The sequence below is a fragment of the Janthinobacterium sp. PSPC1-1 genome, from assembly GCF_049897625.1.
Classification (GTDB): domain Bacteria; phylum Pseudomonadota; class Gammaproteobacteria; order Burkholderiales; family Burkholderiaceae_D; genus Janthinobacterium; species Janthinobacterium tructae.
Map to the genome: position 1 here is coordinate 168937 of NZ_JAFCWP010000008.1, position 22254 is coordinate 191190.

Annotated in this window: 22 protein-coding genes and 1 tRNA gene; 8 read left to right on the forward strand and 15 right to left on the reverse strand. The window is 58.9% G+C overall.

Annotated elements, in window-relative coordinates:
• The first annotated feature begins 3 nt into the window (after positions 1-3).
• The 3 genes from ACP7EG_RS22875 to ACP7EG_RS22885 all read left to right on the forward strand — a co-directional run bounded on the left by ACP7EG_RS22875 (position 4) and on the right by ACP7EG_RS22885 (position 1382).
• A complete protein-coding gene (locus tag ACP7EG_RS22875; RefSeq protein WP_426089419.1) occupies positions 4-495 on the forward strand; it encodes a DUF4265 domain-containing protein in 492 nt (163 codons plus the stop codon).
• A gap of 120 nt (positions 496-615) precedes the next feature.
• Positions 616-984, forward strand: a complete 369-nt coding sequence (locus tag ACP7EG_RS22880) for a BPSL0067 family protein (RefSeq protein ID WP_426089420.1) — start codon at positions 616-618, stop codon at positions 982-984.
• The gene (locus tag ACP7EG_RS22885; RefSeq protein WP_426089421.1) at positions 981-1382 is read left to right on the forward strand and encodes an STY0301 family protein; all 402 of its coding nucleotides are present in this window, start codon (positions 981-983) and stop codon (positions 1380-1382) included. The genes ACP7EG_RS22880 and ACP7EG_RS22885 overlap by 4 nt, the downstream gene beginning before the upstream one ends.
• Positions 1383-1502: 120 nt before the next feature.
• On the opposite strand, the gene ACP7EG_RS22890 is transcribed toward ACP7EG_RS22885, so the two are convergent.
• Positions 1503-2228: a pyridoxine 5'-phosphate synthase gene (locus tag ACP7EG_RS22890; protein ID WP_426089422.1), complete on the reverse strand. Its 726-nt coding sequence runs from the start codon at positions 2226-2228 to the stop codon at positions 1503-1505.
• Between the two features lie 124 nt (positions 2229-2352).
• On the opposite strand from ACP7EG_RS22890, the gene ACP7EG_RS22895 reads away from it, so the two are divergent.
• Entirely contained in the window at positions 2353-3066 is a 714-nt protein-coding gene (locus ACP7EG_RS22895; RefSeq protein ID WP_426089423.1) for a YjjG family noncanonical pyrimidine nucleotidase, read from the forward strand.
• Positions 3067-3163: 97 nt separating this feature from the next.
• On the forward strand, positions 3164-3640 hold the full coding sequence (locus tag ACP7EG_RS22900; protein WP_426089424.1) for a DUF2726 domain-containing protein: 477 nt from the start codon (positions 3164-3166) through the stop codon (positions 3638-3640).
• Between the two features lie 16 nt (positions 3641-3656).
• On the opposite strand, the gene ACP7EG_RS22905 is transcribed toward ACP7EG_RS22900, so the two are convergent.
• From ACP7EG_RS22905 to ybiB, 11 genes are all read right to left on the reverse strand, one after another.
• Positions 3657-3992 carry an FKBP-type peptidyl-prolyl cis-trans isomerase gene (locus ACP7EG_RS22905; protein ID WP_426089425.1) on the reverse strand — a complete coding sequence of 112 codons (336 nt, stop codon included), beginning with the start codon at positions 3990-3992 and terminating at the stop codon, positions 3657-3659.
• Positions 3993-4448: 456 nt separating this feature from the next.
• The gene (locus ACP7EG_RS22910) at positions 4449-5030 is read right to left on the reverse strand and encodes a hypothetical protein (protein ID WP_426089426.1); all 582 of its coding nucleotides are present in this window, start codon (positions 5028-5030) and stop codon (positions 4449-4451) included.
• A 435-nt stretch (positions 5031-5465) separates the two neighbouring features.
• Entirely contained in the window at positions 5466-6755 is a 1290-nt protein-coding gene (locus tag ACP7EG_RS22915) for a hypothetical protein (RefSeq protein ID WP_426089427.1), read from the reverse strand.
• A 560-nt stretch (positions 6756-7315) separates the two neighbouring features.
• Positions 7316-7394 (reverse strand) — tRNA-Ile (locus ACP7EG_RS22920).
• A gap of 111 nt (positions 7395-7505) precedes the next feature.
• Positions 7506-9746, reverse strand: a complete 2241-nt coding sequence (rpoD, locus tag ACP7EG_RS22925) for an RNA polymerase sigma factor RpoD (RefSeq protein ID WP_219132863.1) — start codon at positions 9744-9746, stop codon at positions 7506-7508.
• A gap of 464 nt (positions 9747-10210) precedes the next feature.
• The gene (gene dnaG / locus ACP7EG_RS22930; protein WP_096237713.1) at positions 10211-12007 is read right to left on the reverse strand and encodes a DNA primase; all 1797 of its coding nucleotides are present in this window, start codon (positions 12005-12007) and stop codon (positions 10211-10213) included.
• A gap of 138 nt (positions 12008-12145) precedes the next feature.
• Positions 12146-12598 carry a GatB/YqeY domain-containing protein gene (locus tag ACP7EG_RS22935; RefSeq protein WP_058049818.1) on the reverse strand — a complete coding sequence of 151 codons (453 nt, stop codon included), beginning with the start codon at positions 12596-12598 and terminating at the stop codon, positions 12146-12148.
• Between the two features lie 194 nt (positions 12599-12792).
• The gene (gene rpsU, locus ACP7EG_RS22940; protein ID WP_008451879.1) at positions 12793-13005 is read right to left on the reverse strand and encodes a 30S ribosomal protein S21; all 213 of its coding nucleotides are present in this window, start codon (positions 13003-13005) and stop codon (positions 12793-12795) included.
• 155 nt (positions 13006-13160) lie between these two features.
• A complete protein-coding gene (locus tag ACP7EG_RS22945; RefSeq protein WP_426089428.1) occupies positions 13161-13766 on the reverse strand; it encodes an FxDxF family PEP-CTERM protein in 606 nt (201 codons plus the stop codon).
• A gap of 150 nt (positions 13767-13916) precedes the next feature.
• The gene (locus ACP7EG_RS22950) at positions 13917-15131 is read right to left on the reverse strand and encodes an NAD(P)/FAD-dependent oxidoreductase (RefSeq protein WP_426089429.1); all 1215 of its coding nucleotides are present in this window, start codon (positions 15129-15131) and stop codon (positions 13917-13919) included.
• A gap of 56 nt (positions 15132-15187) precedes the next feature.
• Positions 15188-16180, reverse strand: a complete 993-nt coding sequence (gene ybiB, locus ACP7EG_RS22955) for a DNA-binding protein YbiB (protein ID WP_426089430.1) — start codon at positions 16178-16180, stop codon at positions 15188-15190.
• Between the two features lie 195 nt (positions 16181-16375).
• On the opposite strand from ybiB, the gene ACP7EG_RS22960 reads away from it, so the two are divergent.
• Positions 16376-17437 carry a 3-deoxy-7-phosphoheptulonate synthase gene (locus tag ACP7EG_RS22960; RefSeq protein ID WP_426089431.1) on the forward strand — a complete coding sequence of 354 codons (1062 nt, stop codon included), beginning with the start codon at positions 16376-16378 and terminating at the stop codon, positions 17435-17437.
• Between the two features lie 117 nt (positions 17438-17554).
• Here the strand turns inward: ACP7EG_RS22960 and ACP7EG_RS22965 are convergent, their stop codons facing one another.
• Positions 17555-17962, reverse strand: coding sequence for a nitrite reductase (NAD(P)H) small subunit (locus tag ACP7EG_RS22965; protein ID WP_282409793.1), 408 nt, complete (start codon positions 17960-17962; stop codon positions 17555-17557).
• 209 nt (positions 17963-18171) lie between these two features.
• Here ACP7EG_RS22965 and tsaD point away from each other — a divergent pair, with 209 nt between their 5' ends.
• Positions 18172-19212: a tRNA (adenosine(37)-N6)-threonylcarbamoyltransferase complex transferase subunit TsaD gene (tsaD, locus tag ACP7EG_RS22970; protein ID WP_426089432.1), complete on the forward strand. Its 1041-nt coding sequence runs from the start codon at positions 18172-18174 to the stop codon at positions 19210-19212.
• On the opposite strand, the gene eutC is transcribed toward tsaD, so the two are convergent.
• Positions 19213-20001, reverse strand: coding sequence for an ethanolamine ammonia-lyase subunit EutC (gene eutC / locus ACP7EG_RS22975; protein WP_426089433.1), 789 nt, complete (start codon positions 19999-20001; stop codon positions 19213-19215).
• 83 nt (positions 20002-20084) lie between these two features.
• On the opposite strand from eutC, the gene ACP7EG_RS22980 reads away from it, so the two are divergent.
• Positions 20085-21020 carry a hypothetical protein gene (locus tag ACP7EG_RS22980; RefSeq protein WP_426089434.1) on the forward strand — a complete coding sequence of 312 codons (936 nt, stop codon included), beginning with the start codon at positions 20085-20087 and terminating at the stop codon, positions 21018-21020.
• Here the strand turns inward: ACP7EG_RS22980 and ACP7EG_RS22985 are convergent, their stop codons facing one another.
• The gene (locus tag ACP7EG_RS22985; protein ID WP_426089435.1) at positions 21021-22253 is read right to left on the reverse strand and encodes an ATP-grasp domain-containing protein; all 1233 of its coding nucleotides are present in this window, start codon (positions 22251-22253) and stop codon (positions 21021-21023) included.
• Position 22254 lies beyond the last annotated feature (1 nt).

Consider the following 22254-nt stretch of genomic DNA (forward strand, 5'->3'; position numbering starts at 1 on the left):
TAAATGGAAGACATCAATTGCGAAGGCTTGCCGCACATCCGCGTACTGGCAGGCGAAAACAGCGACGGCCCCGTGTATGAAACCCTGCCAGCGCGCCAGATCGACGAACACGTCTACGAACTGCTGGCCTCGCCCGGCCTGACCCTGAACCTGGCGCGCGGCGACATCGTCAGCATCGTCGACCCGCTCGCCCCCGCCGAAGTCTTAAAGCGCGGCGGCAACTTCTGCATCCAGATCTATGCCGACGACGTGCCGCAAGAAGCAGTCGACCAGCTCGAGCGCGACGTGCAGGAGCAACTGGGCGGCACCATGGATGGCCAATACAAGGGCAATCTCACCTTCAGCGTGCCGGGACACCACGGCATCTACAGCATCAACGGCCCCTTCGATGCCTTCCGCACGGCGACGGGCGTGGAATGGTACTTCGCCAACATCTACGTCAACCTCGATGACGACGATGATGAAACCTTGCTCAACTGGTGGGTGGATATGTAAGCATGTCAGTGTGCCAGGCAGGGCCATGACACATGTCAATGCTCCGCTCTGGCACACATCAAGCTGCTTACCCGCGCCTTGCGTACGCTCTCTCTATCGTCAGCCACAGAGAGAAACGCTATGCCCTACATTGCGCGCGCCGACTATGCGAAGCAAAAAGAAATCGTGGGAAATGGCGAGTGCGTTACCCTGGTCAGACACCTCGCTGGCGCCCGCGCCTCATCGCTTTGGCGCGAAGGAGACAAAGTGCCGGACCTGCTGGAAAAAGGCGGCATGTCGAAAGGCACGGTGATTGCCACCTTCATCAACGGCCGCTATCAGAATCTGCGGCAAGGTAACCATGCGGCGCTATTCATCCGCCAGGTGCCTGGCGGCATTGAAATTTTCGACCAATGGCGTAACCACAAACCCAGCGCCCGCGTGATTCACTTTGGCCGTTCGGCGGCCGGGGCATCGAATCGCCCCGAACTCTATTCGGTGGTGGAATGAAGCCGCTCGCACTGCTGGCATTGCTCATCGCTGCCGCAGCGATGCGGCCAGCTGCCGCAGCCCCCGTTGCGTCCGTTTCTTGCCCGCAAGCAGCTCCATCGACCTGGAACCTGCCAGCCGCCAGGCTCGACAGCGTGCGCGTGCTGTCCTATCCGGCGGATCAGCCGCCGACAGACGGTGAAGCCTTGCCTATCCTGGCTCCAGTTAGAGAATGGACACGCGCCAGCACCTTGTATCAACGCTGGGATATCAATTTTGATGCGCCCCAATATCTGTTTCAGGTGGACTGCCTGTATGCCGGTACCGAGCGCTACCTGCGCATGGCTTTGCCAGGCGTCAAACAGTGCGTCGCAGCCGTTACACAGCGAACGAAAACAGTCAGCTTCCAGTGCAAATAGTGCGCTCAGTATCACTCATCAAGCCACTCCCCGCAGTTGCGTCAAACAGGCAAAAATCCATTCAGAAATGACTGGTAAGCAAGGTCAGCAAGCGGCAAGCGCGTTCGATGTGCGGCGGCCCTACGATTGACATATTTCAAGGTAGCGGCCCAGCACCTTGTCCATGCCCAGCTCAAGACATTCGACCACCAGCGCATGGCCGATCGACACTTCCAGGATGCCGGGAATGTCCAGGAAACGCGCCAGATTGTGCAAATCGAGGTCGTGCCCGGCATTCACGCCCAAGCCCAGCGCCTGTGCCCGCCGCGCCGCCTGCAGATACGTCTCAAACACGGCATCGCCTTGCTCGCTGCCATGGCTTTCCGCAAACCGCTCCGTGTACAGTTCAACGCGCGCGGCACCCACCTCGCGCGCCCATTCCAGCGCCGGGTAATCGGCATCGACAAACAGGCTGACGCGGATGCCCAAGTCGTTCAATTGCGCAATGGCGGCACGCAACAGCGCCGCGTGCTGTTCAATACTCCAACCGTGATCGGACGTCAATTGCCCCGGCATGTCGGGCACCAGCGTGCATTGCGCGGGTCGCGCATCTTTCACGACCTGCAGAAATTCCGCCGCCGGATAGCCCTCTACATTCAGCTCGCGTCCGCGCTCCGCGCACAGGCGCTGCAATGGCGCAACATCGTCGTAGCGCGCATGGCGCTGGTCCGGGCGCGGGTGCAAGGTGATGCCGGCGGCGCCCAGATCGAGAAAGCGCGCGGAAAACGCGAGCAGATCCGGGAAATTACGGCCGCGCGCATTGCGCAGCAGGGCGATTTTGTTGACGTTGACGGAGAGCTGGGTCATGGCAGGAATGGAGTGAAAGTGACGAGTCTGGCAGCGATTGTAGCGGATCGCCCGCTCGGGGCACCGCCAACCGAACTCAGCGCTACGTGCTACGATGCAAGACAAGTTCCTTTCAATACATACCATGACCTACCAGCTATTCCTGTTTGACCTGGACGATACCCTGCTCGATTTCCGGGCGTCCGAAAAACGCTCGTTCCTGCACACCATGCACGAACTGGGCTTGCGCGACAGCATCGACGCGCTGTTCACCCAGTACCAGGCGATCAACGTCGACCTGTGGAAACGTTTCGAAATGGGCACCGTCAGCAAGGATTTCCTGAAGGTGGAGCGTTTCCGCAAGACGTTTGCGCTGAACAGCATCGCCATCGACCCGGAACTGGCCAGCCGCCTGTATCTGGAATCGCTGCCGGACACGGTCGTGCTCATTGATGGCGCCAAACAAGTGTGCGAAACGCTGTCGCGCATCGGCGAAGTGGGCATCATCACCAACGGCGTCGAATCCATCCAGAACCGCCGCATCGCCGCCTCCGGCCTGAGCGACTACATTTCCTTCGTCGCCACCTCCGAAGCATGCGGCCACGCCAAGCCGGACGTGCGCTTCTTCGAATACGCCGCCAACATGGCGCGCGCATTCCGCAAGGAAACAACGATCATCATCGGCGACCGCCTGGACGCCGACATCCTCGGCGCCAACCGCTACGGCATCGACAGTTGCTGGTTCAACCCGGACAGCATGGCCAATACCTCGGCCGCCATCCCAACTTGCGAAGTGGCCAGCCTGCATGAGATCGTGCCGGTGCTGGACCTGATGCAAGTCAAGCTGAAACAGGCTTGATCTTCCACAAGCGCACCACCTGAAATACGCTGGCAGCGGCACGAAAACAGGCCGCTACTCGCGTACCATCAGGACTCATCCATCCCGGTGCCAGCCCATGCCGCCCTTCATCGCCCTGCTCGCCATCGCGGCCTTGATCCTGTTCTTTGCCATGCTGGCCAAGCGCCAAACTGGCAAGTCGCGCAGGCCGCTGCGGCTGCAAAGCAAACCCGTCATGACGGCACGCGAGCAGCAGATGTACCACCTGCTGCAGACGGCCTTGCCGGAATGCACGGTGCTGGCGCAAGTGGCGTTTTCCGCGCTGGTAACGGCGAAAGGATGGGCAAACAGAAACCGTTTCGACCGCAAGGTGGCCGATTTTGTTCTGTGCAGCAAGAAACTGAATGTCATCGCCGTCATCGAGCTCGACGACAGCAGCCACGCCGGCCGCGAACGCCAGGACAAGGAACGCGACGCCATGCTCAGGCTGGCCGGCTATGTGACCTTGCGCTATGCCAACTTCCCCACCCAGCAGGCGCTGCGCGCCGATGTCGAGCAACTGCTGCTGAAAAAAACCGGCGTCGTATCTGCCTGATTACACCATCCAGACATCAATCGCGCGTCAGCACTTCCAGCAATTCAATCTCGAAGATCAAATTGGAATGCGGCGGAATCAAACCCACCTGCCGCTCGCCATACGCCAGATGCGCCGGCACCCACAGCTTGCGCTTGCCACCGACCTGCATGCCGTGCAAACCCAAAATCCAGCCCTGGATCACCTTGTTATTGCTCAACACACAGCGGAAAGGCTCGCCCCGCTTGTGCGACGAGTCAAACTCCGTGCCATCCTCCAGCCAGCCCCGGTAATGCGCCGTGATCAGCGCGCCACGCGCCGCCGCCTTGCCATCACCGACGACGATATCGTCAATCTTCACTTCAGCCGTCATCTCGTTTCATCCTTCATCAATCGCCATGCCGCGATTGTACGGCAGCACAAAAAAGCCCCAGCAGTTACCCGCCGGGGCTCATTCTATTGCTGCAAATTCTGGTGGGCCTCCCGTGAGTCGAACACGGCACCAACGGATTATGAGTTCCTTGAACTACGGCGCAGACTAAACGCTAAGTCATTGTTTTTACAACGATCAAACTAAATTCTTCAGACAAAAACCCTTCTTTTTGAGACCAGAGGCGGACCAGAAGCTAGCAATTAGACCGGAGAGGGAACGGATGCCATTGAAAAGCGCAACCGCTCATTTGTCAAGCGTGACCTTACAAGTCAGGTTTGCGGCGTCATCTCATCAAGAACAATTCACACCTTTCAGGTGTTCGCTTCCTACCTCGCCTGTGGCCACGAAGCATGCGCCGACATGGTTGGCCTAGTACACGTCGCGTACCTTGCCCACTCAATCATGCCATTCGAAGCAGCCGGTTTGTTCGATAAAAATCCGAATGATTTTATCGCAGGCCACTACCAGTTCATGGTCGCGGAAGTTCTGTGGTGATTTGGCCCCGTGGAATAAATTGCATCTAACAGCATATACGGTCCTTAGTAACTGCGGCCAAGTTGGCAAATCTCCATCACTCCACCCCAGCGGCTGATGCTTAACCCCTTCACTTATGACCTCATCCATGAGGTCGGCCGGCGACAACCGCCAGAATGCATCTCGGCCTAGCTTTCGGCGAACGTCACGCACATTAAGTACTGGCCACATAGCTGCGAAGACGTTCACTTCATCACGAAAACGGGGAAGGCTTGTCATAAGTTCGTCGTATGCGGAGGAAAGCCGTTGATGGTTGACAAGGGCATTAATCATTTCAGCATCGTTGGCGGCGTCAGTCACGCACTCCATCCAGCCGTTAAAACCCATCCAAAGATTAACAAAGGACGAGAAGTCAGACCGCTGATCTGGCGAAGCATCAATCAGTTCACGAGCAAGGTCTGCGTTTTCCGCATCAAGTACGCGGAAATTATTGAAGCTAACCATTTAAAATCCAATCTTTTATTTATACTTAAAGACGCACTACTGTCTTGAACTAGTAGAGTGGCAGGAGTGGCAGGGTCAGGTCCGCCATTCAGACACAAGCCCAACCATAGCCGCATTGAACAACGATAATGACCTGTAGCGTATTTAATTGCAAATACAAGGTCGAACTGCAGGCAAAGTGGACAGCACCCCCTATGCACTCCGTACCGCTATAAGATGAAATTAGTGACGAAGCCAGAACCAGCCCATCCAAACGGCCAAACCTTGCGACGATTGTCTCGCGCATAAAAAAATCCCCGGCAGTGACCCGCCGGGGATTTTTTTGCTGCAAATTCTAGTGGGCCTCTCGTGAGTCGAACACGGCACCAACGGATTATGAGACACATGCTCGATATGGCAAAAAAACCCACGAAGTGGAAAATACTAATTTATCATTTATTCATCATCTATTGGCAACAAAGACAGTTCATATTCGGCCATCGAATATTGAACAAAATTTTCATCTCTTATCGATTGCAGTTTTTGTGACGATTTTAATACCGCATATAGTTGATTCAAAATATAAGTTAAACGATTTTCAAGTACTGAGTTTGATTCAGCAGAATTATAAGGTAAAACAGCGTGCCTAAGGAATATAGCCTCATTTACCATATTTAGGTCTACCTCTGAAAATACACCGAGCGCATGCAGAGCTTCACAATTCTTTAAAAAATCATGAGATTCTAGTCTGCAAACATGTACAGCGTTTCGAACAGCAGCTTCTATTCTTCGCCATCTTGGAAGAAATGTACCTTGAACAGCACTCTCAAATACATTACTTGCAATTTCTTTTGCTTCTGCTTCTGAGACTTTGACCTGAGGTAGTTTTTTTAAGGCATCTTCAAGTTTATCGGTTAATTGCCCCGATAGTTTTACTATATTATCATACTGAGCCTTACCAATTATTGAATTATGGGCAACCATGCAGCGCAACTCGTATAACTCATTCCAGATTTTCTTCAGAAAAATATCATCACAGCTCACAAGCGATGAAAAATACCTATTCCAATTAGATTTTGGCAACAATGATTCCAACAACTGAAAATCATCCAAAACCACACTGTCTCTAATTTTCTTATGTAATTCATCTACAGACGTATTGGTATAAGGCTTCAATAAGAAATTTGCCAAATCAATAAAGTCAACATTATGCAACACATCAATTTTATCTGCGCGCTTTGCCTTACCTATTATATCTTTTATTTCTTGTGGAGCAGCTTCATCAATCCACTGAACTCCAATCTTAGTAAGCATAAAATTAGATATCAACTTCCTCATTAAATTCTCAATTTCATAAATTACGACATATGAAATCTTTGAATAATGAAATGAAATATCATCCCAAAGCGTAGCAATTTGAGCATTTATAGTTGATAGAATTATTTTTATAGTCCTGAGAAATTTGGTAAACCCAACTAAATTCTCTTCAATTTCACCATTCAAATCAAAGTGCATATGAAAGAATCGTTGGTCTCTACCCGCTATATCCCCACTGACCAACTTGTAATTACAAGAAAAATTATTCTCGAAGCAAACAATCCCATTTTTAATAACGATAGAAGAATCCACCTGCAATAAATTATTAAATGCGGCGTCAGAATCACAAAAGGTCTTTGCCTTTTGAATTATCGCCAAATACTCTACTCTCGCCATAAAAAACCTCAATTCTATAAATTTTTCAACCACTGTTCGTTTGCTCGCAAAATTGCCCCACTCTGTTCGCCCCACCTCTCACTGCCTGGCAAACGCTGCCACACGGTCGTATGACTCTGCATAGCCCCGCTCTTTCAGGTCCTATTGGATCTGCTTCATGAGGTGGCAGGGTCAGGTCCGCCATTCAGACACAAGCCCAACCATAGCCGCATTGAACAACGATAATGACCTGTAGCGTACTTAATTGCAAATACAAGGTCGAACGGCAGGCAAAGTGCACAGCACCTCCTAAGCACTCCGTACCGCTATAAGATGAAATTAGAATGGCAGGGTCAGGTCCGCCATTCAGACACAAGCCCAACCATGGCCGCATTGAAAAAAATGATGACCTGCAACGTACTCAATTGCAAATACAAGATTGAACGGCAGGCAAAGTACGCAACGCCTCTTATGCGCTTCGTACTGCTATAAAGATGGAAATAGTGACGAAGCCAGCTAGCCCGTGCGAACAACAAAACCTTGCGGTGATTATCTCGCGCACGAAAAAAGCCCCGGCAGTCACCTGCCGGGGCTCATTCTATTGCTGCAAATTCTGGTGGGCCTCCCGTGAGTCGAACACGGCACCAACGGATTATGAGTCCGCTGCTCTAACCAAGCATGAGCTAGAGGCCCAAGGGGGACTGCGGCGTGACGGCGCTGTTGATGCCCGTCTCGCGCGGCCGTTTTGGAAACGGACACGCGAGGATAGGGGTATCAGGGGCGTACGTCAAGCCCTATTGGCTTCTAGTTGCCTTCCAAGAAGCTTTTCAGCTTGTCGGAGCGCGATGGGTGGCGCAGCTTGCGCAGCGCCTTGGCTTCGATCTGGCGGATGCGCTCGCGCGTCACGTCAAATTGCTTGCCTACTTCTTCCAGCGTATGGTCGGTGGACATTTCGATGCCGAAACGCATGCGCAGCACTTTCGCTTCGCGTGGCGTCAGGGAATCGAGCACGTCCTTGACCACGCCCCGCATGGACGCGTGCAGCGCTGCGTCGGCCGGCGCCAGGGTGTTGTTGTCCTCGATGAAGTCGCCCAGGTGGGAATCGTCGTCGTCGCCGATCGGCGTTTCCATCGAGATCGGTTCCTTGGCGATTTTCATGATCTTGCGGATCTTGTCCTCTGGCATTTCCATCTTGATCGCCAGGGTGGCCGGATCGGGTTCCGCGCCCGTTTCCTGCAGGATCTGACGCGAGATGCGGTTCATCTTGTTGATCGTCTCGATCATGTGCACGGGAATGCGGATCGTGCGCGCCTGGTCAGCGATCGAGCGCGTGATGGCCTGGCGAATCCACCAAGTGGCATACGTCGAGAACTTGTAGCCGCGGCGGTACTCGAACTTGTCGACGGCCTTCATCAGGCCGATATTGCCTTCCTGGATCAGATCGAGGAACTGCAGGCCGCGGTTCGTGTACTTCTTGGCGATCGAAATGACCAGGCGCAAGTTGGCCTCCGTCATTTCGCGCTTGGCCTTGCGCGCCTTCATTTCACCGGCCGCCATCTGGCGGTTGATGTTGCGCAAGTCCGGCAGCGGCAATACAACGCGCGCCTGCAGGTCGATCAGGCGTTGCTGCAGTTCCTTGACGGTTGGAATATTGCGGCCCAGGATGGCGCTGTACGCGTGTCCTGCGTTGACTTCGCCATCGACCCAGTCGAGGTTGGTTTCATTACCGGGGAAGACCTTGATGAAGTGGGCGCGCGGCATGCCGCAGCGGTTCACGGCCACGTCGAGAATCTGTTTCTCGATATGGCGCACTTCGTCGACCTGGCCGCGCAGGGTGTCGCACAGCTTTTCCACCACCTTGGCCGTGAAGCGGATGCCCAGCAACTCTTGCGAAATGGCTTCCTGCGCCTTGGCGTAGGGCTTGGAGTTGTAGCCTTCTTTTTCGAAAGCGCGGCGCATCTTGTCGAACTGCTGCGAAATGACGGCAAATTTTTCCAGCGCCGTGCGTTTCAGGGTTTCCAGCTGCTCGGCGGAGAAGCCGGCCGCGCCGGAAGCGTTCGCCTCTTCCTCTTCTTCGACTTCCTCTTCTTCCGCTTCGCCTTCTTCCTCGTCTTCTTCGACGGGAGCGGCCACGACAGGAGCGGCGGCGACCGGTTCGCTTTCATCGACGAGGCCGTCGACGATTTCGTCGATCTTGATCTCTTCGTTGGCGATGCGGTCGGCGGCGGCGATGATCTCGGCAATCGTCACGGGACAGGCGGAAATGGCCTGTATCATGTCTTTCAAGCCATCTTCGATGCGCTTGGCAATCTCGATCTCGCCTTCACGCGTCAGCAGCTCGACCGAGCCCATTTCGCGCATGTACATGCGCACGGGGTCAGTGGTACGGCCAAAGTCGGAATCGACGGTCGACAATGCAGCCTCAGCCGCCGCTTCCGCCTCGTCATCGCTGGTGACAACGGCAACGTTATCGGACAGCAACAACGTTTCCGCATCGGGCGCGTGTTCGTAGACGGCGATGCCCATGTCATTGAAGGTACCGATGATGCCTTCGATGGCTTCCGGATCGACGATGTTTTCTGGCAAGTGATCGTTGATTTCCGCGTAGGTCAGGAAACCGCGTTCCTTGCCGAACTTGATCAGGGTCTTGAGTTTCTGGCGCCGGCGCTCGAGTTCTTCCTCGCTCGCTTCCGTGTCGGACGAGAAAGCGTCTTTCAGCAGCGCGCGCTCTTTCGCCTTGCGGTCCTTGGCCTTGGCCTTGTCGACGGCCTTCAGTTCGGCCCGCTCGACGGCGTTCAGGGCGGCGACTTCATCATTTTCTGGCTGGAATTCTTTTGGCTTGCGGCCGCGGCGGCCTGGCACTTTTACCGACGGCAAGACATACCCGGACGTATCGATCGCCGCCAGGGTGGCGGCGTCGGTGGTCTGGCTGACCACGGGCGCGCTGGTCACGCGCGCTTCTGGCCGGTCGAGCGCCTTTTCGGCTTTCGTGGTAACTTTAGTGGGCTTTACAGCCGCTTTGGATTCGGGTTTCTTGATTGGCACAGGCGCTTTCGATTACACAACGACTTGCTTTACGGTGGATTAGGATAAAGTTTGCTGCCAGTTCCCTGTCTACCTGCGGGAACCACCATCTTCGAACCTGCCGACAACGCAAATCCGACACTGTTACGTTACTTACACCTCATCGGCCACGATCCGCGGGAAGCGCAGCAATTCCTGTCCACCGGCTGTTGCCAGCCGCCTCGGCAAAAATTCCTGCATCGACCGCGTTGGGAGCGAGAGCCTGGCGCGGCTTGCCAGCGTCTGCGAGCCTTGCCCGCAACGCTGAAAACGCCAGTTGGCCCTGGCTGCCGACACGATCCACCGCGCCGATCAAGAGCCTAACTTACTGAAAACAAATACTATTTACGAAACAGAACTAGCTTGCCAAAGCACACAATACTTAGCATTTAATTATAGCACGCGAAAAATGTTTTTCCAGTGCGCGTCATACCCCCAGAGCAAGATTAGCGATTCACCAACTCGGCATCGCGTTCGCGCTCCAACTCGCCTTGCTCCTGCGTGATTTCGCGGTAGCGTACACCAATTTTCTCCGATGGCAAACCCGACGCAAACAATTGCTGCAATTCCGCCTTCAAAGCATTCAATTTGATCTCGCGGATGGTACTCACCAGCCACGACAATTCGCTGTCGTAATCGGATTCCGTGCCGGCCGCAATCTCGCCGATGATCTCGTCGTATTCGCTGCCCAGCTCCTTCAATTGCTGCGCCAAGGCAGCGAAACTGCCATGTTCGCCCAGCGCCTGGCCCACGGCCACCAACTGCCCCAGGCTATGGGCTGCATCCGGCCCCAGGTGCTGGAAAGCGGTCAGGGCGGCCTCGTCGATGCGCAGGCTCAGGGGCGGATGCGCCACCAGCATGCGCATGATCTTCAATTCCAGGCCCACGGGCACGGGGCGACCCGATTTCGGCGGTGCGCGGCGCGCCACGGCAACGGGTTTCGCCAGCTCGAACAGGGCTTCGATCTCGGCCGGCGTAGACTGCGTCAGCTGCGCCAGGCCGCGCACGATCTGCAGGCGCAGGGACGACGGCGCCATCAGTTGCAGCAGGGGCTTGGCGTCGAACTGCACGCGGGCGCGTCCTTCCGGCTCCGACAGATCATGCTCACCCGACACTTCTTTCAGCAAGAATTGCGACAGCGGCATGGCTTCATGCACTTGCTGTTCAAAACCTTCGGTGCCGAATTCGCGGATATAGCTATCCGGATCGTGTTCCGACGGCAAGAACAGGAATTTGATGGTCTTGTTGTCCGACACGTGGGCCAGGCTCGCTTCCAGCGCGCGGCGGGCGGCGCGGCGGCCGGCCTTGTCGCCGTCGAAGCTGAAAATCACGTTATCGGTCTGGCGCAGCAGTTTTTGCACGTGGGTGGGCGTGCACGCCGTGCCCAGGGTCGCCACCGCCTGCGGGAAACCCATCTGCGCCAGCGCCACCACGTCCATGTAACCCTCCGTCACCAGCACATAGCCGGCGTCGCGGATGGCCTGGCGCGCCTCGAACAGTCCATATAGTTCGAAACCCTTGGAAAACAAGGGGGTTTCCGGCGAGTTCAGGTATTTCGGTTCACCATGGTCGAGCACGCGCCCGCCAAAGGCGATGACCTGGCCTTTGGTATTGCGGATCGGAAACATGATGCGTTCGCGGAAACGGTCGTAGCGCTTGCGGTTATTGCCCTCTTCATCGACCTTGTCGATCACGAGACCGGCCTCGGCCAGGGCGGTCACGTCGTAATCGGGGAAGACGGAACGTAAATTGTCCCAGCCGCCGGGCGCAAAACCCATGCCGAAGCGAGCGGCCACTTCGCCCGTCAAGCCCCGGTTCTTCAGGTAGGCGATGGCTTCCGGCGCGTGGCGCAACTGGCCACGGTAGTAATCGCAGGCCTGCGTCATGGCGTCGGACAGGGCCATGCTTTGCGCCTGGATCTGCGCGCGCTGGGCTGGCGGGATCTTGTCATCCGCTTCCGGCACGACCATGCCCACGTTCTGCGCCAGGTCCTTGACGGCATCGACAAAGCCCATGCCCGAGTACTCGATCAGGAAACCGATCGAGGTGCCATGCGCACCACAGCCGAAGCAGTGGTAGAACTGCTTGGTGGGGCTGACGGTAAAGCTGGGCGATTTTTCACTGTGGAACGGGCACAAGCCCATGAAATTGGCGCCGCCTTTTTTCAGTTGCACATAGCGGCCCACCACATCGACGATATCGACGCGGTTGAGCAAATCGGAAATGAAGGATTGAGGTATCACTGGCTAGGGCGGGTCTTGTTATAGGTCAGACTATACTACCGCACGTGGCCTGAGGTTGAGCCAGGTCAACGTGTGGGCGATTTGAGCGGCTGCCAGCATGGGCCGGCAGCCGATTACTAGATTACTACTATGACATGCTTACGCTGCCGGCGTCAGGGCTTTCTTGACCAGGGCGGACACCACCGTCATGTCGGCGCGACCGGCCAGCTTCGGCTTGACGATGGCCATGACCTTGCCCATGTCTTGTGGACCGGCGGCGCCCGAGGCGGCCACGGCGGCAGCCACTTCGGCCGCCACTTCTTCATCCGACAGGCCGGCAGGCATGTAGCCCGCAAGGTGCACCAGCTCGGCTTTTTCGATGTCGGCCAGGTCGGCACGGCCACCGGCTTCGAACTGGGTGATCGAATCCTTGCGCTGCTTGATCATTTTTTCCACGATGGCCGTCACGTGGGCATCCGTCAATTCGATGCGCTCGTCGACTTCCTTGCGCTTGATTTCCGCCAGCAACAGGCGAATCGTGCCCAGCTTGCCCGCTTCCTTGGCGCGCATGGCGTTTTTCATGTCTTCGGTAATTTGTTCTTTCAAGCTCATGGCAATCCTCGTGTTGGTAAGTGGGGTCGATACTCATGTGTGCGCTCCAAGCAGGCAGCCACAAAAGCGAAAACCCGCTGCGGCGAACCGGAGCGGGTATGCGACTCATCTGAAGTATCACTCCAGGCGAATCAAAACAAAACCCGTGGCGAACAATGCGCCGAACTACCCGGGTTGGTTCTGACTGAACAGTCTTAGAATAATTTTTTCGGCAGTTGTTGGCTGCGGATGCGTTTGTAATGACGCTTTACAGCAGCTGCCAGCTTGCGCTTGCGCTCAGCTGTTGGCTTTTCGTAGAATTCGCGTGCGCGCAATTCGGTCAGCAGACCCGTTTTTTCGATGGTGCGTTTGAAGCGACGCATTGCGACTTCGAACGGCTCGTTTTCTTTAAGGCGAATAGTGGTCATGTAAAATTCAAACCGTTGAGGTGGTGTATAGGAAGAGATAGATAGTAGCAGCTTTTATTCGGAAAGGGAAGCCCCTCCCCCGCTTGCGTGCGGCTTGTCGCCTGAGATTGCCGCCCGGTTGTGGCGTAAACCACGCATCCGGACGGCAGCATCGCTTAAACGGCCATCTTGCGGCGGCGCGCCATGAAACCCAGCAAACCCAGGCCAGCCAGCAGCATGGCATACGTGCCGGGTTCCGGCACGGCGCTGACATTCATGCTGACGCCGTCCAGGAAGGCCGAAGTATCGCGGGCATTGCCCGGATTGGTGCCGGCAAAGCTCAAGGTATGGCTGCCTGCGCCGATGTTGAGCGCATTCACATTGAAGCTGGTCCAGCCCGTGTTGCTCACGCCATACTGGCCCAGTTGCGTGCCGTCCAGGCTGACCGTCACGGACTGGCCCTGGTCGTAACCAGGGCGCAGCGCCAGGTTGAAGGCGAAGGTGTAATTGGCCGCGCCCGCGCTGACGAAGCTTTGCGAGACCGATGCCGTGTTTTGCAGGAACGCAAAGGCGTTACCTTCCTGCGCCACGCCATTCCAGGCCGTGTAGCTGGCCGACACGCCGGCGCCACCGGTGAAACTCCAGCCCGGCGCCACGTCGCCATAGACATAGCCGCCACCGACGGTATTGTTTTCAAAACCGCCATTGCTCAGCACGGGCGTGCTGGCAAAGGCGCTGGTGCTGAGCAAGGCAACTGCAGCGGCGGCGATCAGGCGTTTCATGGTGACTCCAGGGTAATGTTTATTTAATTGCCATCAGACACAGAAAATGTCTGGAAGTCAATTTACATGCCAAGTATTCAACACCGTTTCATTGAAGTCAAGAAAATTATCACCTGCGGTCACAAACTGCGGCCACGCAACAACCAAGTATTACTGCAAGGCAATTCCTGCCGCCACGCCCGAGGCCCAGGCCCACTGGAAGTTGTAGCCGCCCAGCCAGCCCGTCACGTCCACCGCTTCGCCGATGAAGTACAGGCCCGGCACTTTATTGGCCATCATTGTCTGCTGCGACAGTTCGCGCGTGTCGATGCCGCCCCGTGTCACTTCGGCCTTGCGGTAGCCTTCGGAGCCGTTCGGCACGATGGACCAGGCATTGATGGCCTGCCCCAGCTTGCGCAGCTGGGCGTCGGGCATGTCGGCGATGCGCGCATCCGGCGCCAGGCCGTTGACGGCCAGCAAGCAGTCAGCCAGGCGCTGCGGCAGCCATTGCGCGACGATATTGCCCAACTGCTTCTTCAGGGTACCCTTGCCTTCGATGAGGGTCTGCGCCACGTCCACTTCCGGCAGCAGATTGATGACGATGGGCTCGCCTGGCAGCCAGTAGCTGGAAATTTGCAAAATCGCCGGACCGGACAGGCCGCGATGGGTAAACAGCAAATCTTCGCGGAAACGCGCGCCCGTTGCCTTGCGTCCTTTCAGGCTGCCCGTTTCCACATCCACTTCCAGGGCGATGCCGGACAGTTCCGCGAACGGCGCCCAGTTGTCCGCATCGAACGTCAGCGGCACCAGGGCCGGACGCGGCTCGACCATCATCAGATCGAATTGTTTGGCGATGCGGTAGGCAAAATCCGTGGCGCCGATCTTCGGGATCGACAGCCCGCCCGTGGCGATGACGATGCTGGCCGTCTCGATGTCGCCGCTATCCGTCTGCAGCACGAAGCCACCGTCAGCTTGCTGGGCAACATTATCAATCTTGCACGGCATGCGCCAGTGCACGCCGCCAGCGGCGCACTCGTCCTTGAGCATGTCGATGATCTGCTCGGCCGATTCATTGCAGAATTGCTGGCCCTTGTGCTTCTCGTGGTAGCCGATACGGTATTTTTTCACCAGCGCGAGGAAATCCTGCGGCGTGTAGCGCGACAGCGCACTCTTGCAGAAATGCGGGTTTTCCGAGAGGAAATTTTGCGGGGTGGCGTTAATATTGGTGAAATTACACCGTCCACCACCCGAGATGCGGATCTTTTCGGCCAGCTTGGCCGCGTGATCGATCAACACCACGCGCTTGCCTTGCTGGGCGGCAACAGCCGCACACATCATGCCGGCCGCGCCCGCGCCGATCACTGCCACATCAAATTGTTTTGCCATAAGAATTCCGCTCACCGCTGATTACAAAGACGCCATTGTAAACTGCGGCGACGCGGCTAGCGCGGCCGTGCAGCAATCTGCCGCGATGCCATCAGGCATTGCTCCACTTGCCCGGCGATCGACGGCGGCACGGGCACCTCGCCGCGCAGCACAGCGGCGATCCAGACGGCCGTGGTAGCCGCATCGCGCTCGGCGGGCAGATGCGGCAACTCCTCGACCAGCAACTGCTTTTCCACCAGCACCGTGCGTTCGCTCCCGTGAAACCAGTCGATCTGCTGCGCCTTGTTGGCGTTGGCCACCGTCTCGCCTTCCGTACCGCGCATCAGGAAAGCGTCGCCGCGCGCGGGATCAGAGGCGGTCAGGAAATATTCGCCGAGCATTTCCAGGTATTCCGGATGTGTGTACGACACCAGGCGCAGAACCGGCCCGGCGAACGGCTGCATGATCTTCACCAGGGTATGCGTGGAATTGCGCACGCCCAGCACGCGCCGCAGCGACAGCATGTGTGCCAGGCGCGGCGCCAGCGCTTCGATGGACAAAAAGGCGGCTTCCCCGCGCATCATGGCGGCCTCGGCCTGCGCATGGTCCGCCGAGGCGGGCACGCCCAGCGCGGCCAGCACTTCGGCCGTGGTGATGCGGCCCGGGTCGCTGGTCACGCCATGCACGAGCACGGGCGCCCCCGCGCGCGCCAGCAGCAGCGCCAGCAAGGCCGTCAGATTGGCCATCTTGCGCGCGCCGTTATAGCTGGGAATGATGATCGGAGCAAATTCACCGGCCGGCGCGGCCAGCGGGGTGAACGACGCTTCGGCCGCATCGAGGAAACCGGCGATCTCGTCCACGGACTCGCCCTTGATGCGCATGGACAACAAAATGCCGCCCAGTTCCAGGTCCGACACGCGGCCCTCGAGCATGGCGCGGTACAGGGCGCAAGCGTCCATGCGCGTCATGCTGCGCGCGCCGTTCTTGCCGCGTCCTATTTCTTTGATGAAACGTGCAGCGGGGAATGGCTCACCGGCCACATCGGTATGGGGGATGGAAACAGTCGTCATGGCGCCAGCTTACACGGATTGGCGCCGATGCAACAGCCGGGCGAGCGGAAGCGCGGGCGTGGCGCCCCAGGAAGCGCAGCCTGCCACAATAACAACTCATCCGCTGCCATTTGGCGGCCAGCCACGCCGCCAGGCCGCATTTCCGCTACACTATTGCCTCTTAAAGAACGCAATAGCGAAAGCCGAGCCAGAATCATGAATACGCCAGACATCGAAAATATCAACGTCACTTCCTTCGCGCCCATGCCGACACCGGCCGAACTGCACGCCAAACTGCCGCTGTCGGAGAGTGCCTTCGACACCGTCAGCCGCGGCCGCGAAGCGCTGCGCAACATAATCGACCGCAAGGACCAGCGCCTGTTCGTCGTCGTCGGTCCGTGCTCGATCCACGACCCCGTCGCCGGCCTCGATTACGCACGCCGCCTGAAAGCGCTGCAAGAGGAAGTCAAGGACACGATGCTGCTGGTGATGCGCGTGTATTTCGAAAAACCGCGTACCACCACGGGCTGGAAGGGCTATATCAACGACCCGTACATGGACGATTCGTTCAAGGTCAACGAAGGCATGGAAAAGGCGCGCAAGTTCCTGCTCGACGTGTGCGAACTGGGCATGCCTACCGCCACCGAAGCACTGGACCCGATCTCGCCGCAATACCTGGGCGACCTGATCGCCTGGACCGCCATCGGCGCGCGCACCACGGAATCGCAGACGCACCGTGAAATGTCGTCCGGCCTGTCGACGCCAGTCGGCTTCAAGAACGGCACAGATGGCGACATCAGCATCGCCGTCAACGCGATCCTGTCGTCGGCGCACCCGCACTCCTTCCTGGGCATTAACGCCGAAGGCAATGTCGCCATCGTGCGCACGCGCGGCAACGCGTATGGCCACGTGGTGCTGCGCGGCGGCGACGGCCGCCCGAACTACGATTCGGTTTCGATCGCCATCGCCGAACAGGCGCTGGCCAAGGCCAAGCTGCCGGCCAACCTGGTGGTCGACTGCTCGCACGCGAACAGCTATAAAAAGCCGGAACTGCAGCCGCTGGTGATGGCCGACGTGGTCAACCAGATCCGCCAGGGTAACCACTCGCTGGTGGGCGTGATGATCGAATCGAACATCGTTGGCGGCAACCAGAAGATCCCGCAAGACCTGTCGCAACTGACCTACGGCTGCTCCGTCACCGACGGCTGCATCGACTGGGACACGACGGCGACCATGCTGCGCGATGCGCATGCGCATTTGGTCAATCGCCCGGCGTAAAATATTACGGCCAACAATGTTGTCGGATTACGGCCCTGTGGGCCTAATCCGACCTACCCGGCCGGCCACAGGTCGGCTTGGCGCGCAGCGCGTAAGCCGACACCACCACCAGGCATATCACGCCATCTGCACATGCGGCAGCACGGCGTACGATCCCGCCAGCGCCTGTTCGGCCTTGCTGGCCGGGATATTGAGTTCATTGACGTCCAGGTAGATGCGCCCGTCCATGATGCGCACGGCGTACGTGCGCGCCATGCCCTGCACGGGCGCCACCAGGCGGCCCGAATCGAGCTCGATGATCCAGCTGTTCTTCGGCCCCATCAGGTTTTTCTCCATCAGCACCCCGTGCGCCAGCGGACCGCCCAGGCAGGGCACCGTGTCGAGCAGCGCGTACACCGTATCGTCAGCCGCGCGAAACAGCGCCACGCCCGGCAAGTCCTGCCACGCCAGTCCCCGCTGCACCATGCGCGCGCCCGCCTGCGGCATGTCCTTGAGGCGGCAAATCATTTTCCATTGTTCCGGCATTGCTAGCTCCTTGAAAAAGGCACACGCTTGCCTAAGCAAAAGCGGTGCCAGTGCCAACACAGGCAAAAAAAGGGGGAAATCGGGAGCAAAACACCACTGCGGCGCACTGCGCAAGTGCACACTGCCGCCGAAATGGTGCGCCGGCCGCACGCTGGACTGCCCGGCTTTCCTTTACAATGGCGGATTACTCCTCCCTATTTAGCACCTTCATGATTGTTCTTGGCGTCGAATCCTCCTGTGACGAAACCGGCCTGGCCTTGTACGACACGCAACGCGGCCTGCTGTCGCACGCCCTCTATTCGCAAGTCGCCATGCACGAGCAATATGGCGGCGTGGTGCCGGAACTGGCGTCGCGCGACCATATCCGCCGCGCCATCCCGCTGCTGGAAGAGACCCTGACGAAGGCCGGCATCACCCTGCCCGAGATCGATGCCATCGCCTACACGCAAGGTCCGGGCCTGGCCGGCGCGCTGCTGGTCGGTTCCTCCGTCGCCTGCAGCCTGGGCCTGGCCATCAACAAGCCGGTGCTGGGCATCCACCACCTGGAAGGCCATCTGCTATCGCCATTGCTGGCATCCGAGCCGCCGGAATTCCCCTTCATCGCGCTGCTGGTGTCGGGCGGCCACACGCAGCTGATGCGCGTTGATGGCGTGGGCCAGTACACGATGCTGGGCGAAACGCTCGATGATGCGGCTGGCGAGGCGTTCGACAAGTCGGCCAAGCTGCTGGGCCTCGGTTATCCGGGCGGCCCCGCCATTTCACGCCTGGCCGAATTCGGCGACCCGCTGGCGTACAAGCTGCCGCGCCCGATGCTGCACTCGAAGGATTTCAATTTCAGCTTTTCCGGCCTGAAGACGGCCGTGCTGACGGTGGTGAAGAACCATGAAGAAAAAGTCATCGCCAATATCTGCGAGCAGGACAAGGCGAATATCGCGCGCGGCTTCGTCGACGCCATCGTCGACGTGCTGACGGCCAAATGCGTGGCGGCCCTCAAGCACACGGGCTTGAAACGCCTGGTGATCGCCGGCGGCGTGGGCGCCAACGTGCAGCTGCGCGCTTCGCTCAACGCGGCCGCCGCCAAGAAGCGTTTCAAGGTGTATTACCCGGAGCTGGAATTCTGTACCGATAACGGCGCCATGATCGCCTTTGCCGGCGCCATGCGCCTGCAGATCAACCCAAACGCCGCCAAGTACGATTACTCGTTCAATGTGCGCCCGCGCTGGCCGCTGGACGAAATCCGCGAAGTCTGATCACTCCAGCAGGAAGTTGCGCGAGCCCGCCAGGGCCGCGCCCTCTTCCAGCGTTTCATCCTTCAATGCCACGCCCGACAACTGTCTGGTAAATGCCTGCGCCAGCAGGTAGTGCAGCCGGTACGCCGCTTGCGCATACGCCAGGCCCTCGGGACGCACGTTCGAGATGCAGTTGCGGCGCTCGTCCAGCAAGCCCACTGTGGGTGCCCACGTCAGATACAGGCCCAGGCTGTCCGGGGAACTCAGGCCCGGCCGCTCGCCGATCAGCACCAGCACAGCCTTCGCCTGCAACAATTGCCCCACCTCGTCGCCGATGGCCACCCTCCCCTGCGCCACGACGTACACCGGCGACAGCGTCCACGCTTCTGCCGCCAGCCGTGCGCGCAAGGCGGCCAGGAACGGCGCCGCGTGGCGTTGTATCGCCAGCGCCGACAGGCCATCGGCCGCCACCAGCGCCAGGTCGACTCGCGTAGCACCGGCCACCAGCAGCGCGCGTGAAACGTCGTCGAGCCGGCGCCCAAGATCGGGGCGTTGCAGATACTCGGCGCGCGTGGTGGCGGCGCTGTGCAGCTGCACGCAGTCTTGCCCTTGCGCGGCCAAGGCGCGTGCCAGGGCCTCGCCATCGAGCGCCAGGTGCACGGCGTCGCGCGCCTGTGCGTGGGCCAGCTGGAACGCCAGCTGCGCGCTGGTCGGCACGCTGACGCCGTGGCGCCCGAGCGCGATGCGCGCCGCCGTATGCCGGCGCAGGGCTTGCCAGGAACTGTCGCCAAAGGTGTGCTTGTCAGCCATGTCATCCTCCCCGCGCATGCGTATCCTTGCTACACTGCGCCGCTAAGCATGTTATCACCGTCCCTATCCATTCGAGGAGTACCATGATTGTTGCAGCCGATGCCACGCTGTGGGACCAGCAATACGACTTGCCCCTGCTTGAGCGTCTCGGTCCCGCCCAGGATGAAATCATCGCCCATGTAGCGCAAGTCAATGCGTCCATCGGCGTGGCCGCGAAGCCTGCCTCGACAGAAGTGCGTGCCGACTTTCACGCCGATGTGCGCGCGGCGATGGCCGGCATGCCGGCTTGCGTGCTGGCCCTGCTCGATGGCGTGCTGCTGGGCGTGCGTTTTGCGCGGCAACTGGGTTCCTCGGCCATCAGCGATATCGTCGCCAGCGCCGAAGGGGTGATCCTGGGCGTGGTGGTGGCGCTCGATGTGGATGCGTTCGAGGCGCGCACGGCGAATGCCTGGGCGAGCTGGAAAGAAAATACGCCGTTCACGCCAGTGCACGGCTACCGCCTGGAAGCGCAGATCGCCGCGCCGCAGGACGATCACCGCCAAGGCGCGCTGCAATACCTGCTGCTGCATGAATTCGGTCATGTGCTGGCGGCTGGCAGGGGCTTGCTGCCAGAATGGTGGAACGATGCGCAGGCCATGCGCGAGACGGACGACTACCTTTACCTGCCCCTGGCCTGGCGCATCACGCCGGAGAAAGAGGTCGTGCCCCTGCCCGGAAACGACTTCCCGCTACGTGGCGATATCGCGTACTACCAGGCGCCTCGCCTGGCCGCCAGCCAGATGCCGGACGCCTACGCGCAGCTGCGCGGCGCGAACTTCGCCACCCTGTATGCGGCCACCAGCATGCATGAAGACTTTGCCGAGTCATTCGCCAGCTACGTGCACGCCATCATGCTGGGCAAACCGCAGTGCATCCGCATTCACCGCGATGGCAAACTGCTACTGCAGTTCGACAACTACTGGGAGGCCGGGCGCAGCGCGGCCAAGCGCCGGCTGCTGGAGCAGCTGCTCGGCAGCTGATCAGTTACCGGCCGCCGCCCGCGCCAGCATGGCGCGAAAAGCAGTGAATACCTTATGCATGGCCGGACGCTTGTACGGATACATCTCTTCGGCATCCATGGCATGCACGATCATGGCGTTGTCGGCCTCAAAGACCAGCAACTCGCCGTCGCGGGTTTCGGCACAGTCGATACCCAGGTAGGGCATGCCCATGCGTGCATCGATGGCGCGCAGTGCGGCAGCGTGGCGCCGCGCAAACGCATGTTCGAAGTTCAGCATGCACTGCGCTTCCTCGGCGCGCTTGGCCGCGCTTTCATCCATGCCCGCGTTCAGGTAGTGAATCATCCAGTGCGACGAGACGGCGAAGTGGCAGATATATGGCAAGCCGTCGATCAGCACGATGCGGTACTTGCGGAACTGCCCATCCTCGCTGCGATAGTCGACAAAGCGGGAAATATAAAAACGTTCGGCGTCGACGCTTTGCAGATACGCGAGCAAGTCACTCGCCTGCGTCATCTTTTCAAGGTCATGGCCAGCATGCGAACCGAGAGGACGCACAATCAGGGGAAAGGCGTCGCCGGGAAGCACCGCGTCGAGCGGTATTTGTCCGGACGCAAGCGCTGCCAGCTGTTCGCGGCTGATACGCGCCGTGCGCGGCATGGCCACGCCGGCCAGGCCCTGCAATTTGTCGCACAGGCCATCACGCGAAGTATGCGCGATATGCTGCGGCAGGTTGACGACGGGGCGCGGCCAGTCCCGCACGAATTGCGCCAGGCGCGCCAGCAAGGGCTGGTTCGCATCCGATTCGGCCACACCGACCAGCAGCACGTCATGCTGCGGCACTTCGTCCGGCCAGGCCCCCTCTGCCGTGACATACAGCAGTTCGAGCGTCACGTCAGACTGCTCGACGAGAAATTCAATCGGCGTATTTGACATCAGGTCTCCCGGCCCCGTCAGCATCAGCACCTTGATGCCCGGCCCGGATGCCGGGGCTTGCGCGGGCAGTACATACAACTGCTGCAGTTCGATCGCCTGCGCCTGTACGGCCAGCGCCATCTCACGCTGGCCTTTCAGCTGCAGCACGATGGAAAAATCCATATAGGCATGCGCGTCCTCGGGGTGCGCCTGCGCGCGCGCCAGCAGCGCTTCACCCAGCGGCGCCAGGTCGTGCCGCAGAAAGGCGTGGCGCATCAACGGCGCCAGCCCGATCAGCGGCGAATACGGCGTGGCCGCGTGTTGCATCAAATCGTACATG

What these genes read in the sequence shown, in the direction of transcription:
- ACP7EG_RS22875 (WP_426089419.1), top strand. Translation starts at nt 4, where the DNA reads ATGGAAGACATCAATTGCGAAGGCTTGCCGCACATCCGCGTACTGGCA.
- ACP7EG_RS22880 (WP_426089420.1), top strand. Translation starts at nt 616, where the DNA reads ATGCCCTACATTGCGCGCGCCGACTATGCGAAGCAAAAAGAAATCGTG.
- ACP7EG_RS22885 (WP_426089421.1), top strand. Translation starts at nt 981, where the DNA reads ATGAAGCCGCTCGCACTGCTGGCATTGCTCATCGCTGCCGCAGCGATG.
- ACP7EG_RS22890 (WP_426089422.1), bottom strand. Translation starts at nt 2,228, where the DNA reads ATGACCCAGCTCTCCGTCAACGTCAACAAAATCGCCCTGCTGCGCAAT.
- ACP7EG_RS22895 (WP_426089423.1), top strand. Translation starts at nt 2,353, where the DNA reads ATGACCTACCAGCTATTCCTGTTTGACCTGGACGATACCCTGCTCGAT.
- ACP7EG_RS22900 (WP_426089424.1), top strand. Translation starts at nt 3,164, where the DNA reads ATGCCGCCCTTCATCGCCCTGCTCGCCATCGCGGCCTTGATCCTGTTC.
- ACP7EG_RS22905 (WP_426089425.1), bottom strand. Translation starts at nt 3,992, where the DNA reads ATGACGGCTGAAGTGAAGATTGACGATATCGTCGTCGGTGATGGCAAG.
- ACP7EG_RS22910 (WP_426089426.1), bottom strand. Translation starts at nt 5,030, where the DNA reads ATGGTTAGCTTCAATAATTTCCGCGTACTTGATGCGGAAAACGCAGAC.
- ACP7EG_RS22935 (WP_058049818.1), bottom strand. Translation starts at nt 12,598, where the DNA reads ATGAGCTTGAAAGAACAAATTACCGAAGACATGAAAAACGCCATGCGC.
- rpsU (WP_008451879.1), bottom strand. Translation starts at nt 13,005, where the DNA reads ATGACCACTATTCGCCTTAAAGAAAACGAGCCGTTCGAAGTCGCAATG.
- ACP7EG_RS22945 (WP_426089428.1), bottom strand. Translation starts at nt 13,766, where the DNA reads ATGAAACGCCTGATCGCCGCCGCTGCAGTTGCCTTGCTCAGCACCAGC.
- ACP7EG_RS22950 (WP_426089429.1), bottom strand. Translation starts at nt 15,131, where the DNA reads ATGGCAAAACAATTTGATGTGGCAGTGATCGGCGCGGGCGCGGCCGGC.
- ybiB (WP_426089430.1), bottom strand. Translation starts at nt 16,180, where the DNA reads ATGACGACTGTTTCCATCCCCCATACCGATGTGGCCGGTGAGCCATTC.
- ACP7EG_RS22960 (WP_426089431.1), top strand. Translation starts at nt 16,376, where the DNA reads ATGAATACGCCAGACATCGAAAATATCAACGTCACTTCCTTCGCGCCC.
- ACP7EG_RS22965 (WP_282409793.1), bottom strand. Translation starts at nt 17,962, where the DNA reads ATGCCGGAACAATGGAAAATGATTTGCCGCCTCAAGGACATGCCGCAG.
- tsaD (WP_426089432.1), top strand. Translation starts at nt 18,172, where the DNA reads ATGATTGTTCTTGGCGTCGAATCCTCCTGTGACGAAACCGGCCTGGCC.
- eutC (WP_426089433.1), bottom strand. Translation starts at nt 20,001, where the DNA reads ATGGCTGACAAGCACACCTTTGGCGACAGTTCCTGGCAAGCCCTGCGC.
- ACP7EG_RS22980 (WP_426089434.1), top strand. Translation starts at nt 20,085, where the DNA reads ATGATTGTTGCAGCCGATGCCACGCTGTGGGACCAGCAATACGACTTG.
- ACP7EG_RS22985 (WP_426089435.1), bottom strand. Translation starts at nt 22,253, where the DNA reads ATGTACGATTTGATGCAACACGCGGCCACGCCGTATTCGCCGCTGATC.